Genomic DNA, 13,539 nt, shown 5'->3' on the forward strand with positions numbered 1-13,539 from the left:
GTGCGAGGGCCTTGATCCGCCTCAAGCCATGGCGATCAACTGCTTGGCGGCCTGGCGCAGCGTGTCGGGGCGGGTGTCGGTCAGCACGAGGGGCGGCGTGTCGGCCACGGCCGGGAAGTGGCGGCGCAGCGAGGCGGCATAGCCGGGGTCGTAGTGCTCCCGCATCAGGGCCGAGAAGACGCCGGCCCAGTCGCCGGCCCGGGCCTGGGCCTGCCAGGCCGCCACGCGGGCATGGCCGCGCAGCTCGACGAGACTATCCAGCGTCGTGCAGAAACCCTCGGGGTCGGCGCTGAAGTGGGCGTAGTCCTGCAGCAGCAACTCCACGCGTGCGGTCTCGGGCATCTCGATCCACAACGGCTGGCCCTGGCCGTGCAGCGCGGTCAGCAGGGCGGCCGGCAGGGTGATGCGGCCGATCTTGCGGCTCTCGCTTTCGACGAAGACGGGGCGCGACGGGTCCAGCCCGCGCAGGGCCGCCCACAGCGCGCTGTCGAAAGCCTTCTGGCTGGGCTGAGGGCGGTCGGGCAGGTTGCCCAGCACCGAGCCGCGGTGGGCGGCCAGGCCTTCCAGGTCCAGCACCTGGGCGCCCTCGGCGGCCAAGGCCTGCAGCAGCCGCGTCTTGCCGCAGCCGGTCAGGCCGCACAGCACGCGGTAGCGGAAGTTGGCAGGCCAGCTTTCCAGGTCGGTGCGGACCTGGGAACGGTAGGCCTTGTAGCCGCCGACGAGCTGGCGCGAGCGGAAGCCGATCTGGCCGAGGAACCAGTGCATGGCCCCTGAGCGCTGGCCGCCGCGCCAGCAGTAGACGAGGGGGCGCCAGGTCTTGGGGAACTCGACGGCGCTGGTTTCGATGTGGCGGGCGATGTTGCGCGCGACCAGCGCCGAGCCCAGCTTGCGCGCCTCGAACGGCGAGCTGGCGTAGAGCAGGCCCACGTCGTGGCGCTCGCGGTCGTCCAGCACCGGCCAGTTCAGCGCGCCGGGCATGTGGTCCTCGGCGAACTCGGCGGGCGAGCGCACGTCGATGATCGCGTCGTAGCGGTCCAGCTCGGCGACGGCCTCGGCGATCGTGGTGGTGTAGCTCATGCGGGCAGGGAAACTGCGTCGAGCAGCTCGCTCTCGATCTGCAGCTGGGCCTTGTTCTGCTGCAGCGCCGGGCCGTCGAGCAGGAAGGTGTCTTCCACGCGCTCGCCCAGCGTCGAGATCTTGGCCAGCTGCAGGTTGATGCCGTGGCGGGCCAGCACGCGGGCGATGGCGTAGAGCAGGCCGGCGCGGTCGCTGGTGGAGATGGTCAGCAGCCAGGCCGTGGCGCGCTCGTCAGGTCGCAGCGAGATGCGCGGCGTGTAGGGGAAGCTCTTGACGCGACGCGACAGCCGCCCGCGCCGGGGCTCTGGCAACGGGCCGCCGGTCTGCAGCGCGGCGCTGAGCTTCTGTTCCACAAGCGGCACGAGGTCACGGTGGTGCACGTCGGCCTCGGGGCGGATGACCTGGAAGGTGTCCAGCGCGTAGCCCTTGCGCGTGGTGTGCACCTTCGCGTCGAGGATGCTGAAGCCGGCGGTGTCGAAGTAGCCGCAGATGCGGGCGAACAGGTCGGGCTGGTCGGGTGAATACACCAGCACCTGCAGGCCCTCGCCGATGGGCGAGGGGCGGGCGCGCACGACCGGCACCTGGGTCTCTACGTGGCGCCACAGCGAGCGTGCGTGCCAGGCCAGCTCGGCGCCGTCGTGGCGCGCGAAGTAGCTGATGGCCAGCGTGGCCCACAGCGGCTCCTCGGTGCCGGGCAGCTGGGAGTGCAGGGCCAGGTCCTGGCGGGCCTCGGCCTTGCGGGCCTCGATCTCGGCATCGAGGTTGATCTTGGCGCCGCCCAGCGCCCGCAGCGTGATGCGGTAGAGGTCTTCCAGCAGCTTGCCCTTCCAGGCGTTCCAGACCTTGGGGCTGGTGCCGCGGATGTCGGCCACGGTCAGCAGGTAGAGCGCCGTGAGGCGTCGCGCATCGCCCACCTTGGCGGCGAAGCCGGCGATGACGTCGGGGTCGGAGAGGTCTTCCTTCTGCGCCACGCGCGACATCGTCAGGTGATGCTCGACGAGGAAGACACACATCGTCGTGTCCGCGGCGCTCAGGCCGTGCTGGCGGCAGAAGCGCCTCACCTCCACGGCACCCAGCTCGGAGTGGTCGCCGCCGCGGCCCTTGGCCACATCGTGGAAGAGGGCGGCGATGTAGAGAAGCTCGGGCGTGTCGAATTGCGCGGCCAGCTGGGAGCAGAACGGGTACTCGTGCGCGTGCTCCGGCACGAAGAAACGGCGCACGTTGCGCAGCACCATCAGAATGTGCTGGTCCACGGTGTAGACGTGGAAGAGGTCGTGCTGCATCTGCCCGACGATGGCGCGGAACACCCACAGGTAGCGGCCCAGCACCGAGGTCTGGTTCATCAGCCGGAAGGCATGCGTCTGGCCTTCGTGCTGGCGCAGCATGGTCATGAAGGTGGCGCGGTTGACGGGGTCGCGCCGCCAGGCCGCGTCCATCAGGCCGCGGGCGTTGTAAAGCGCCCGCAGCGTGCGCGCCGACAGGCCCTTGATGCCGGGCGTCTGCTGGTAAATCAGGAAAGTGCGCAGGATGGCGTGCGGATCGCGCTGGTAGAGGTCGTCGCTGGCGACCTCCAGCATGCGGCCGCGGTCGAGGAAGTCGCTGTGCCCGTCCAGCGGGCGCAGGAGGTTCTGCTGCGAACCGCTGATCTGCTCTTCCAGGTTCAGCAGCAGGATCTGGTGCAACTGCGTGACGGCCTTGGCCGCCCAGTAGTAGCGCCGCATCAGCACCTCGGAGGCCCGCTGCGCGCCGGTGCCCTCGAAGCCGAAGCTCTGTGCGACGGCGGTCTGCAGGTCGAACACCAGCCGGTCCTCGCGGCGGCCGGCCACGGCATGCAGGCGGGCGCGGATGAGCTTGAGCTGGCCCTCGTTGCGCTGCAACTGGCGGCTCTCGAAAGGCGTGATGAGGCCGCGTGCGCTGAGGGCCTTCCAGGTCTTGCCCAGGCCCGCGGCGCGCGCCAGCCAGATCAGCATCTGCAGGTCGCGCAGGCCGCCGGGGCTTTCCTTGCAGTTGGGCTCCAGCGCGTAGGGCGTGTCGTCGAACTTGGTGTGGCGCTGCAGGCTCTCCAGCGTCTTGGCGCGGAAGAAGGCCTTGGGGTCCATGGCCTGCATGAAGCGCTTGTGCATCAGCTTGAAGAGCTTGGCGTCGCCGGCCAGCGGGCGGGCCTCGAGCAGGGCGGTCTGGATGGTCACATCGGCCTGCGACTCGCTGAGGCATTCGCCCAGCGTGCGCACCGAGGAGCCGATCTCCAGGCCCACGTCCCAGCAGGACGTGATGAAGCCCTCGATGGCCGTCTTGGCCGGGCCTGGCTGGTAGGCCTCGACGCCGTCGGGCAGCAGCACCAGCACGTCCACGTCGGAATGCGGGAACAGCTCGCCGCGGCCGTAGCCGCCGACGGCGGCAAGGCAACTGCCCGAGGGCATGCCGGCGGCGTCCCACAGCGAGCGCAGGGTGTCATCGACATGGCGGGCCAGGCGGCGCAGCATGCTCTGCGCGCCGGCCTGCGTCGGCCTCGCGGCCAGGAAGTCGTCGATCAGCGTCTGCTTGCCCGCCTTGAACTGCTGGCGGAGCTCGGCAACCGTGGCCACGGCGCTCAGACGGTGGCCGGGGCTGCGGCCGCCGTGATGAAGGCGGGCGGCGGCGGGCTGCCGGCGGACAGCGTCATGACCTCGTAGCCGGTCTCGGTGACGAGGATGGTGTGCTCCCACTGAGCCGAGAGCGACCGGTCCTTGGTGGCGATGGTCCAGCCGTCGCCCATCTCGCGGATCTCGCGGCGGCCGGCGTTGATCATGGGCTCAATGGTGAACATCATGCCGGGCACTAGCTCGTCCAGCGTGCCCGGGCGACCGTAGTGCAGCACCTGCGGCTCCTCGTGGAAGACCCGGCCGATGCCGTGACCACAGAACTCGCGCACGATGGAAAAGCCGGCGTTCTCGGCGAAGGTCTGGATGGCGTGGCCGATGTCCCCGAGGCGCGCGCCGGGGCGCACCTTGGCGATGCCCTTCCACATGGCTTCGTAGGTGAACGAGCACAGCCGCCTGGCGGCGATGCTGCCCTCGCCGACGACGAACATGCGGCTGGTGTCGCCGTGCCAGCCGTCCTTGATGACGGTGACGTCGATGTTGACGATGTCGCCGTTCTTCAGCGCCTTGTCGTTGGGGATGCCGTGGCAGACCACCTGGTTCACCGAAGTGCAGATGGACTTGGGATAGGGGACGTAGCCCGGCGGGCAGTAGTTCAGCGGCGCGGGAATGCCCTGCTGCACGTTGACGATGTGGTCATGGGCGAGCTTGTCCAGCTCGTTGGTGGTGACGCCCGGTTTGACGTGGGGCGTGAGCATGTCCAGCACCTCGGAGGCGAGGCGCCCGGCGATGCGCATGCCCGCGACATCGGCGGCGGTCTTGATCGTGATGGCCATCGGCCGATTATCTCAGTCGGCCCAGATGACCGTACCCGTGGCCCAGGTTGCCAGCACGACGATGCCGAAGGCGATGCGATACCAGGCGAACGGCACGAAGGTGTGGCTGGAGACGTAGCGCAGCAGCCAGCGCACGCAGGCCCAGGCGGCCAGGAAGCTGACGATGAAGCCGACGGCGAACATTGGGAAGTCGGCCATGGACAGCGCATGGCGCTCCTTCCACAGGCTGTAGCCGCCGGCCGAGATCAGCGTGGGGATGGCCAGGAAGAAGGAGAAGTCGGTCGCCGCCTTGCGTGACAGGCCCAGCAGCATGCCGCCGATGATGGTGGCGCCCGAGCGGCTGGTGCCGGGGATCATGCCCAGGCATTGCACGAGGCCTACCTTCAGGGCGTCCAGCGGCGTCATGTCATCCACCACCTGCACGCGGGCCACCGGCTGCGCGCGCTTCTCGGCCCACAGGATGATCAGCGCGCCAACGATGAAGGCGCCCGCCACGACCGGGGCGTTGAAGAGGTGGGCCTTGATCATCTTGTAGACCGTCAGGCCGACGATGCCCGCGGGGATGAAACCGATGATGACGTTGGCGACGAAGCGGCGCTGCCTGGCGCTGGTGGCGATGCCGCCCAGTGCCTCGCGTATGCGCGCCCAGTAGACGATGAAGACGGCCAGGATGGCGCCGCTCTGGATCGCGATGTCAAAGACCTTGGACTTGGCGTCCGTCATGCCCAGCAGGCTGCCGGTCAGGATCAGGTGACCCGTGGACGACACCGGCAGGAACTCGGTCAGCCCCTCGACGATGCCCATGACGGCGGCTTTGATCAGCAGGATGGCATCCACGTAAAGGCTCCGGGGCGAAAAAGCCGCGCAGTGTAGCCAGCGGCCATGCGCCGACCTTGCGGCCGACTGGCCCCGCCGGCTACATTACTGACCGTTCGGTCATTAACTTAGCCATCTTGGCCACTGCCCCCGTCCGCCAACGCCGCAAGGATGCCCGCCCGCAGGAACTGCTGGACGCAGCGCTGGCCCTCTTCGTGGAGAAGGGCTTCGCCGCCACGCGCAGCGAGGAAGTGGCCACGCGGGCCGGCGTCGCCAAGGGCACGCTCTACCGCTACTACCCCAGCAAGGACGAGCTCTTCAAGGCCATGGTGCGGGACAACCTGTCCGTGCACATCGCCGAGTCCGCCGCCCTGGCGGCGCAGTACGAAGGCCCGATTGCCGAACTGTTGAGCCAGATGATGCGGGCCTGGTGGGCCAAGGTCGGCCATGGCAATGCTGGCGTCGTCTGCAAGATCATGATGGTGGAGGCGCGCAACTTCCCGGAGCTGGCGCGCTTCTACGTGGACGAGGTCATCGCGCCGTCCAAGGCGCTGATCGGCGGCCTCGTCGAGCGTGGCATCCGCAGCGGCGAGTTCCGCGCCGTGTCCATCGAGGCGACGGTGCATATGCTGATCGCGCCCATGCTGCACATGCTGCTGCACGAGCACTCCTTCGGTGAACAGGACAGCTGCCACGAGACGATGACGGCCGAGGAACTGCTGGACGCCCAGATGGCGCTGTTGCTGCACGGCCTGCTGGCCGGCCCGCCGGGCACCTAGAATTTTGCTTTTCAGCCCGCCGTACCGCGCCCCCCGGAGAACAAGATGAATGTCGAACAAGCCCGCTTCAACATGATCGAGCAGCAGATCCGCCCCTGGGACGTGCTCGACCCCGGCGTGCTGGAACTGCTGCACGTCGTGCACCGCGAGGATTTCGTGCCCGAGGCCCACAGGCACCAGGCCTTCGTCGACGTCGAGCTGCCGCTGACGGCCACGCGCCGCATGCTGGCGCCCAAGGTCGAGGCGCGGCTGCTGCAGGAGCTCAAGGTGCAGCGCCACGAGAAGGTGCTGGAGATCGGCGCCGCCACGGGGCACCTGGCCGCGCTGCTGGGCCACAAGGCCCAGCGCGTCATCGCGGTCGAGGCCGACGCCGGCCTCGCCGCCCAGGCCCAGGCCAATCTCAAGCGTGCCGGCGTGCTCAACGCGACGGTCGTGAACATGGACGGCGCCGCCGGCATGCCCGGCGAGGAACCCTTCGACGTCATCCTGCTGTCGGGCTCCGTCGCCGCCGTGCCGCAAGCCGTGCTGAACCAGCTCAAGGTCGGCGGCCGCCTCGCGGCCGTCGTCGGCGAGGCGCCGGTCATGCGCGCCGTGCTGGTCACGCGCACCGGCGCGAGCGACTTCCGCACCGTGGAGATGTTCGACACCGTCGCCGGCCGCCTGCCGGGCTTTGCCGAAGCGCCGGCCTTCAGCTTCTGAGCAGCAACCGGATGCAGCCCGTCGCCGGAAAACGACCGTTGCTCCCCGTTTGGGCGCAGGTCGTCACATGGCTTCAGTCATCGACGGGCGTTGCCTCTATAAACCCGGCCGCGCTCACTTCATTGCTCCAGTCAAGGAATCCCATGCCTTTCGTCAAAGCCTCCCGCCTGACCCTGCAACCGCTGGCCCTCGCCGCCGGCCTCCTGCTCGCCGGCGTGGCCCAGGCCCAGAGCCTGCAGGAGCTCTACGACGCGGCGCGGGGCTATGACGCGACCTATCTGGCCACCCGTGCCAGCGCCGACGCGGCCGCCGCGCGCGCTGCCCAGGCCGAGGCCCTGCTGCGCCCGACGCTGGGCCTGCAGGCCGGCGCCACCCAGGCCCGCACCGACCCGCCGAGCACCGGCGCCATCAACGCCACGACGCTGACTGCCGGTCTGCAGGGCAAGTATTCGGTCTACAACGCGGCCAATGTGCCCACCATTGACAAGGCCCGCCGCGGCTATGCCGTCGCCCAGGCCGACTTCGAATCCGCCGAGCAGGACCTCATCGTGCGCCTGGCCACGGCCTACTTCGACGTGCTGGCCGCCAAGGACGCCCTGACCACCTCGCGCGCCAACAAGACCGCCATCGCCGAGCAACTGGCCTCGGCCAAGCGCAACTTCGAGGTCGGCACGGCCACCATCACCGACACGCGCGAGGCCCAGGCCCGCTACGACTTGGCCGTTGCCCAGGAACTGGCGGCGGACAACGACCTGCGCGTCAAGCGAGTGACGCTGGACCAGTTCGTCGGCCGTGTCGGTGTCGAGCCCAAGAGCCTGGCCACGCCGGTCGCGCTACCGGCCCTGCCCAGCGACCAGGTCGAGACCTGGGTCGCCACCGGCGACGACCAGCATCCGGCCATCCGCAAGGCCCGCCTGGGCCTGGAAGTAGCCCAGCTCGACACGCAGATCGCCCGCGCCGGCGAGAAGCCGACGCTGGACGCCAGCGCCAGCATCGGCGGCCAGAACCTGCACAACAGCCTGAACGGCGCCCAGGCGACGGCTTCGGGCGTCGGCACGACCAAGACGGCCAGCATCGGCCTGACCTTCACCTACCCGCTCTATACCGGCGGCGCGACGCAGAACCGCATCAAGGAAACTCTGGTGCTGGAAGACAAGGCCCGCAACGACCTGGACTTCGCCCGCCGCAGCGTTGCCGAGGCCACGCGCCGCGCCTTCTTCGGCGTGCAGTCGCTGAAGGCCCAGGTGGCCGCCTACGAGGCTGCAGAGTCGTCCACCAAGCTGGCGCTGGAGGCCACCCAGCTGGGCTACAAGGTCGGCGTGCGCGTTAACCTGGACGTGCTGAACGCCCAGACGCAGCTCTTCACGACGCAGCGCGACCTGGCCAAGGCGCGCTACGACGTCGTCGTAAACAGCCTCAAGCTGCGCCAGGCCTCGGGCCAGCTACGCGCCGAGGATGTCGGCGCCGTCAACACGCTGCTGGCGAAGTAAGCCGCCGCGAGGCGTGCATCAAGCCTCGCTGCGGCGGGGCTTTTTGCTGGCCGCGGCCGGCGCGGGCCCGGGCGTGGGCTCGGCCTCGGTGGTGGGCAGTGGCTTGACCGGCGCATGCTCGCGCACGGCGTTCAGGATGATGGCCGTCGACGTGGGCACCTGCTGGCAGAAGCGCGACAGCGTCGCCCGCAGATGTGCCACGTCGCGCACGGCGATCTCCAGGATCCAGCTGTCCTCGCCGGTCACGCCGTAGGCCGTCAACACCTCGGGGCTGCACTCCAGCGCCCGCATCAGCACGGCCTCGTCGAGATTGCCGATGCGGATGATCGAACGGATGGCATAGCCCAGCTTGCCCGCGTCGACGACGGCGCGGTAGCCGCGGATGACGCCGCCATCCTCCAGCTTGCGCACCCGCTCCGTCACGGCCGGCTGGCTCAGGTGCACGCGGCGGCCCAGCTCGGCCATCGTGAGGCGGGCGTCGGCCTGAAGTTCGGCGAGGATGCGATGGTCGTGGTGATCGAGCTCGATGGCCATGAAATTCTCCGAAATTCAGCGACGTTTTCTGCAATCCTAAGGTTGACCATGCGTCGAACCTTGAAGTTCCCCTGTTGCCAGCATGCCGGAATTTCTACGATGCCGGCCATGAACACGACCGTGCTGCCGCTCAAGACTGCCCCGGGCCTGAGCCCCAGACTGATGCTCTGCCTGGCTGCCACTTGGCTGGTCTGGGGCTCGACCTACCTGGCTATCAAATACGCCCTGGTCAGCCTGCCGCCTTTCCTGCAGATGGGCAGCCGGTTCCTCGTCGCCGGTGCGTTGCTGGCCGGCTGGATGCGCTGGCGCGGCGCACCCTGGCCGAGCCGCCGCCAGTGGCTGAACGCGCTGGTCATCGGCGGGCTGATGCTGGGCGGCGGCATGGGCGGCACTGCCACGGCCGAACAGACCGTGGGCTCGGGCCTGGTGGTGGCTTTCATCGCGGTGATGCCGCTGATGATCGCCGGCCTGAACCTGCTGTGGGGCGAGAAGCCGACGCGGCTGGAGTCGCTGGGCATCGCCTTCGGGCTTGTCGGCGTGCTGCTGCTGACGCAGGGGCAGGGCTTCGGGGCGTCGCCGATGGGCCTGGTGGCGATCAGCGTCGCCTGCGCGAGCTGGGCCGTGGGCAGCGTGCTGTCGCAGCGGGTCTGGCCGCTGGCGCCAGGAGCCATGGGCTTCGCCAGCGAGATGCTGGCCGGCGGCGTGGTGCTGATGGGCCTGAGCCTGCTCAGCGGCGAGGCTTTGCCCGGCCACATCGAGCCGCAGGCGCTGTGGGCCTGGGTCTACCTCGTCGTGTTCGGCTCGCTGGTGGCCTTCAATGCCTACATGGTGCTGCTGGCCGAGGCCTCGGCGGGGCTGGCCTCGAGCTATTCGTTCGTGAACCCGGTCATCGCGATGCTGCTGGGCGTCACTCTGGCGGGCGAGCAGATCAGCGGCCACGAATGGCTGGCCGCCGGCGTCGTGCTGGTGGGCGTGGTGCTGCTGCTCATCGGCCGCGGGCGTTCGGCAAGGCGTTGACGGGGATGCGCAGGTAGCTGATGCCGTTGTCCTCGGCCGGTGGCAGCTGGCCGGCGCGGATGTTGACCTGCAGGGCGGGCAGGATCAGCGCCGGCGCGCCCAGCGTCGCGTCGCGGGCGCGGCGCATGGCGACGAAGGCGGCTTCGCTGGTGCCGTCATGCACGTGGATGTTGGCGGTGCGCTGCTCGGCCACCGTCGTCTGCCAGCGTGCTTCGCGGCCCTGCGGGTAGTCGTGACAGACGAACAGCCGTGTCTCGGGCGGCAGGGCCAGCAGGCGCTGCACGGAGCGGTAGAGCTGCGCCGCGTCGCCGCCGGGGAAGTCGGTGCGGGCGCTGCCCAGGTCGGGCATGAAGAGGGTGTCGCCGACGAAGACCGCGTCCTCGACGCGGTAGGCCAGGTCGGCCGGCGTATGGCCGGGCACGAGCAGGGCGGTCACTTCCAGGCTGCCGATGTGCAGGATCTCGCCGTCGCTCAGGAGCCGGTCGAAACCGTCGTCGACCACGGGCTGGTTGTAGAAGCGGCCGAAGCTGGCCTGTACCTCGCGGATGTGTTCGCCGATGGCGATCAGCCCGCCGGCCTGCTGCTTCAGGTAGGGCGCGGCGGACAGGTGGTCCGCATGGGCGTGTGTCTCCAGGATCCACTGCAGGCTCAGGGACTGCGCGCGCAGGTGGGCGAGCAGGGCGTCGGCCGAGCGCGTGGACGTGCGGCCCGATGCCGCGTCGTAGTCCAGCACCGGGTCGATGATGGCGGCCTGGCGCGTGGCGGGGTCGTGCACGACGTAGCTGACCGTGCCGGTGGCGGTGTCGTGGAAGGCTTGGATGGCGGCGCTCATGCAGGTGTCCCGGGCTGGGTTTGGATGTTTCATTATATTCATCGATATAATGTTTGCCATGCACAATTTGATGGCCCTAAACCCGGAGCTGCTGCGTGCCGCCGCCGGTGAGGCCGTGGCGGCGCTGAAGGTGCTGGGCAACCCGGAGCGGCTGCTGCTGCTGTGCCAGATGTCGCAGGGCGAGCTCAGCGTGAGCGAGCTCGAAGAGTGCCTGGGTATCCGCCAGCCCACGCTGTCCCAGCAACTGGGAGTGCTGCGCCGCGAAGGCATGGTGCAGACACGGCGCGACGGCAAGAAGATCATCTACAGCGTGGCCGACGAACGCCTGCTGACGCTGCTGCGCACCCTCTACGCCCTTTACTGCCCGAAGGAAGAGACATGACCCTGAACTGGCCGGCCTTCACGCCGGGAACCGCTCTCGCAGGCGGACTGTTGCTCGGCACGGCGGCTGCGTTGCTGGTGCTGCTGGGCGGGCGCATCGCCGGCATCAGCGGCATCGTGGGCGGCCTGTTGCGGCGCGTGCCCGGCGAGCGTGCCTGGCGGGCGGCTTTCGTCGCTGGCCTGGTGGCGGCGCCCTGGCTGTACGCGGCCGTGGCCGCGCCGCTGCGGCCGCAGATCGACGCCGGGTGGGGCCTGCTCGTCGTCGCCGGCCTGCTGGTCGGCGTCGGCACGCGCTACGGTGCCGGCTGCACCAGCGGGCACGGGGTTTGCGGGCTGTCCCGGCTGTCGTGGCGGTCGGCGGTGGCGACGGGCACGTTCATGGCGGCCGGCTTCGCGACGGTCTTCGTCGTGCGGCATCTCTTCTGAGGAGCGCGAGCATGGGAACTTTCGTTGGTGCCGTCGCCGGCCTGCTGTTCGGCCTCGGCTTGATCGTCTCTGGCATGGTGGACCCAGCCAAGGTCCAGGGGTTCCTCGACCTCGCCGGCGCCTGGGACCCATCGCTGGCCCTGGTGATGGCGGGAGCCATCGCCGTCGGCCTGCCGGCCTTCGCGCTGGCCATGCGCAGGCGCGAGAGCTTTCTCGGCCTGCAGATGCAGCTGCCGCAGTCCAGTCTGGTCGACCGCCGTCTCGTCGGCGGCAGCCTGCTGTTCGGCATCGGCTGGGGGCTGGCGGGGCTGTGCCCCGGCCCTGCCGTGGTGGTGGCCGGCAGCGGCGACCTCAAGGCACTGGTTTTCGTCGCGGCGATGGTGGCCGGCATGGCGGTTTTCGAGTGGCTGGAGCGGCGCCGGGCGTGAGCCAAAATCCGCGCCCATGCTGTTCCTGCTCTCGCCCGCCAAGTCCCTCGACTACGACACCCCGACCCCGCCCGAACTGGCCGGCGCGCTGACCCGCCCGCAGTTCCTCGACGACACGGCAGCGTTGATCGACGTGCTGCGCACCAAGAGCGTGGCGGACGTGCGCGAGCTGATGGACCTGTCCGAGCCGCTGGCCCGGCTCAACGTCGACCGCTACAAGGCCTGGCGCCCGCGCTTCACCGATCACAACAGCAAGCCGGCCGTGCTGGCCTTCAACGGCGACGTCTACGACGGCCTGGAAGCCAGGACGCTGTCCGCCGACGACCTGGCCTGGGCGCAGCAGCATGTGCGCATGCTGTCGGGGCTGTACGGCATCCTGCGGCCGCTGGACCGCATGCAGCCCTACCGCCTGGAGATGGGTACCCGCCTCGAAACTAAGGCCGGCGCCAGCCTCTACGACTGGTGGGGCGACCGGCTGGCCCTGCATCTGAACAGGCTGGCTTCGGGCCAGAAGGCGCCGGTCATCGTCAACCTGGCCTCGCAGGAGTACTTCCGTGCCGCCGACCGCAAGGCGTTGAAGCCGCGCGTCGTGGACTGCCAGTTCGAGGACTGGAAGAACGGCGGCTACAAGATCATTTCTTTCTTCGCCAAGCGCGCCCGTGGGCTGATGGTGCGCCACGCCATCCAGCAGCGCCTTGAGACGCCGGAGGGGCTCAAGGGCTTCAACCTGGACGGTTATCGTTTCGCCCCCGACGTTTCCTCCCCCGACCGACTCGTCTTTCGCCGCAAGTCATGAGCCAGCAAGTCATCACCCCCGAACTGTGTGCGTGGATCACCGAGCAGAGCCGCGCCGGCCACGCGTCGGAGAGCATCCTGGCGGCCATGCTGGGCAGCGGCTGGGACGAGTCCATCGCCCGCCAGGCCCTGGCGCGCACGCTGGGCCAGTCGGCCACGCTGACGGCGCCGCCCGGCACCACGCCCGGCCTGCCCGAGCCCGACCTGAGCCGCTTCGCGCCGGTCATCGACGCTGGTGATCGCCAGGTCAAGGTGCTGATGGCGCTGCGCCAGCCGCGCGTGGTCGTCTTCGGCGACCTGCTGTCCGATGAGGAATGCGACGGCATCGTCGCCCTTGCGTCCAAGCGCCTGGCGCGCTCCGAGACCGTGGCCACCGGCAGCGATGGCAGCGAGGTGAACGCCGCGCGCACCAGCGACGGCATGTTCTTCGAGCGTTGCGAGACCGAGCTGATCCGCAAGGTCGAATCGCGCGTCGCCACGCTGCTGCGCTGGCCGCTGGACCATGGCGAGGGCCTGCAGGTGCTGCGCTACCGGCCCGGCGCTGAGTACCAGCCGCATTACGACTACTTCGACCCCGGCCACGTCAGCACGCCCAACATCCTCAAGCGCGGGGGCCAGCGCGTCGCCACGCTGGTCATCTACCTGAACACGCCCGCGGCTGGTGGCTCGACCATTTTCCCGGACATCGGCCTGGACGTCGCGCCCGTCAAGGGCAATGCCGTCTTCTTCAGCTACGACCGGCCCCACCCGGCCACGCAGACGCTGCATGGCGGCTCGCCCGTCGTCGAGGGCGAGAAGTGGGTGGCGACCAAATGGCTGCGCCAGGGCGTGTTCACCTGAGCAGGCCCCG

Annotated in this window: 15 protein-coding genes; 9 read left to right on the forward strand and 6 right to left on the reverse strand. The window is 69.4% G+C overall.

Features of this window, described 5'->3' with window-relative positions; genetic code table 11:
* Positions 1 to 21 precede the first annotated feature (21 nt).
* The 4 genes from mnmH to AC07VX_RS16315 are packed head-to-tail and all read right to left on the reverse strand — an operon-like array spanning position 22 to position 5,329.
* Complete coding sequence (gene mnmH / locus AC07VX_RS16300; protein ID WP_493167390.1) at positions 22 to 1,077, reverse strand: tRNA 2-selenouridine(34) synthase MnmH; 1,056 nt, start codon at positions 1,075 to 1,077, stop codon at positions 22 to 24.
* Positions 1,074 to 3,662, reverse strand: a complete 2,589-nt coding sequence (locus AC07VX_RS16305; RefSeq protein ID WP_493167389.1) for a [protein-PII] uridylyltransferase — start codon at positions 3,660 to 3,662, stop codon at positions 1,074 to 1,076. The genes mnmH and AC07VX_RS16305 overlap by 4 nt, the downstream gene beginning before the upstream one ends.
* A gap of 5 nt (positions 3,663 to 3,667) precedes the next feature.
* Positions 3,668 to 4,492: a type I methionyl aminopeptidase gene (gene map / locus AC07VX_RS16310; RefSeq protein ID WP_493167388.1), complete on the reverse strand. Its 825-nt coding sequence runs from the start codon at positions 4,490 to 4,492 to the stop codon at positions 3,668 to 3,670.
* 12 nt (positions 4,493 to 4,504) lie between these two features.
* Positions 4,505 to 5,329, reverse strand: a complete 825-nt coding sequence (locus tag AC07VX_RS16315) for an undecaprenyl-diphosphate phosphatase (RefSeq protein ID WP_493167387.1) — start codon at positions 5,327 to 5,329, stop codon at positions 4,505 to 4,507.
* A 116-nt stretch (positions 5,330 to 5,445) separates the two neighbouring features.
* Here AC07VX_RS16315 and AC07VX_RS16320 point away from each other — a divergent pair, with 116 nt between their 5' ends.
* The 3 genes from AC07VX_RS16320 (at position 5,446) to AC07VX_RS16330 (ending at position 8,276) form a co-directional block, all read left to right on the forward strand.
* Positions 5,446 to 6,087, forward strand: a complete 642-nt coding sequence (locus AC07VX_RS16320; RefSeq protein ID WP_493167386.1) for a TetR/AcrR family transcriptional regulator — start codon at positions 5,446 to 5,448, stop codon at positions 6,085 to 6,087.
* Between the two features lie 45 nt (positions 6,088 to 6,132).
* The gene (locus tag AC07VX_RS16325; RefSeq protein WP_493167385.1) at positions 6,133 to 6,786 is read left to right on the forward strand and encodes a protein-L-isoaspartate O-methyltransferase family protein; all 654 of its coding nucleotides are present in this window, start codon (positions 6,133 to 6,135) and stop codon (positions 6,784 to 6,786) included.
* Positions 6,787 to 6,929: 143 nt separating this feature from the next.
* The gene (locus AC07VX_RS16330; protein ID WP_493167384.1) at positions 6,930 to 8,276 is read left to right on the forward strand and encodes a TolC family outer membrane protein; all 1,347 of its coding nucleotides are present in this window, start codon (positions 6,930 to 6,932) and stop codon (positions 8,274 to 8,276) included.
* A gap of 18 nt (positions 8,277 to 8,294) precedes the next feature.
* On the opposite strand, the gene AC07VX_RS16335 is transcribed toward AC07VX_RS16330, so the two are convergent.
* Positions 8,295 to 8,810 carry an Lrp/AsnC family transcriptional regulator gene (locus AC07VX_RS16335; RefSeq protein ID WP_493167383.1) on the reverse strand — a complete coding sequence of 172 codons (516 nt, stop codon included), beginning with the start codon at positions 8,808 to 8,810 and terminating at the stop codon, positions 8,295 to 8,297.
* Between the two features lie 108 nt (positions 8,811 to 8,918).
* Here AC07VX_RS16335 and yedA point away from each other — a divergent pair, with 108 nt between their 5' ends.
* A complete protein-coding gene (gene yedA, locus AC07VX_RS16340; RefSeq protein WP_493167382.1) occupies positions 8,919 to 9,827 on the forward strand; it encodes a drug/metabolite exporter YedA in 909 nt (302 codons plus the stop codon).
* Here the strand turns inward: yedA and AC07VX_RS16345 are convergent.
* Positions 9,796 to 10,659 carry an MBL fold metallo-hydrolase gene (locus AC07VX_RS16345; protein WP_493167381.1) on the reverse strand — a complete coding sequence of 288 codons (864 nt, stop codon included), beginning with the start codon at positions 10,657 to 10,659 and terminating at the stop codon, positions 9,796 to 9,798. The two genes, yedA and AC07VX_RS16345, sit on opposite strands and share 32 nt — an antisense overlap.
* A gap of 70 nt (positions 10,660 to 10,729) precedes the next feature.
* Between AC07VX_RS16345 and AC07VX_RS16350 the strand changes: the two genes are divergently transcribed.
* From AC07VX_RS16350 to AC07VX_RS16370, 5 genes are read left to right on the forward strand one after another with little or no spacing between them, the layout of a single operon-like run.
* On the forward strand, positions 10,730 to 11,041 hold the full coding sequence (locus AC07VX_RS16350; RefSeq protein ID WP_495122019.1) for an ArsR/SmtB family transcription factor: 312 nt from the start codon (positions 10,730 to 10,732) through the stop codon (positions 11,039 to 11,041).
* Positions 11,038 to 11,466: a YeeE/YedE family protein gene (locus AC07VX_RS16355; RefSeq protein ID WP_493167379.1), complete on the forward strand. Its 429-nt coding sequence runs from the start codon at positions 11,038 to 11,040 to the stop codon at positions 11,464 to 11,466. Before AC07VX_RS16350 ends, AC07VX_RS16355 begins: the two co-directional genes overlap by 4 nt.
* Before the next feature lie 11 nt (positions 11,467 to 11,477).
* Complete coding sequence (locus AC07VX_RS16360) at positions 11,478 to 11,894, forward strand: DUF6691 family protein (protein WP_493167378.1); 417 nt, start codon at positions 11,478 to 11,480, stop codon at positions 11,892 to 11,894.
* Positions 11,895 to 11,910: 16 nt separating this feature from the next.
* A complete protein-coding gene (yaaA, locus tag AC07VX_RS16365) occupies positions 11,911 to 12,690 on the forward strand; it encodes a peroxide stress protein YaaA (RefSeq protein ID WP_493167377.1) in 780 nt (259 codons plus the stop codon).
* Positions 12,687 to 13,529: a 2OG-Fe(II) oxygenase gene (locus AC07VX_RS16370; RefSeq protein ID WP_493167376.1), complete on the forward strand. Its 843-nt coding sequence runs from the start codon at positions 12,687 to 12,689 to the stop codon at positions 13,527 to 13,529. Before yaaA ends, AC07VX_RS16370 begins: the two co-directional genes overlap by 4 nt.
* Positions 13,530 to 13,539: the final 10 nt, after the last annotated feature.

Source organism: Roseateles sp. GW821-FHT03B02 (assembly GCF_059421025.1).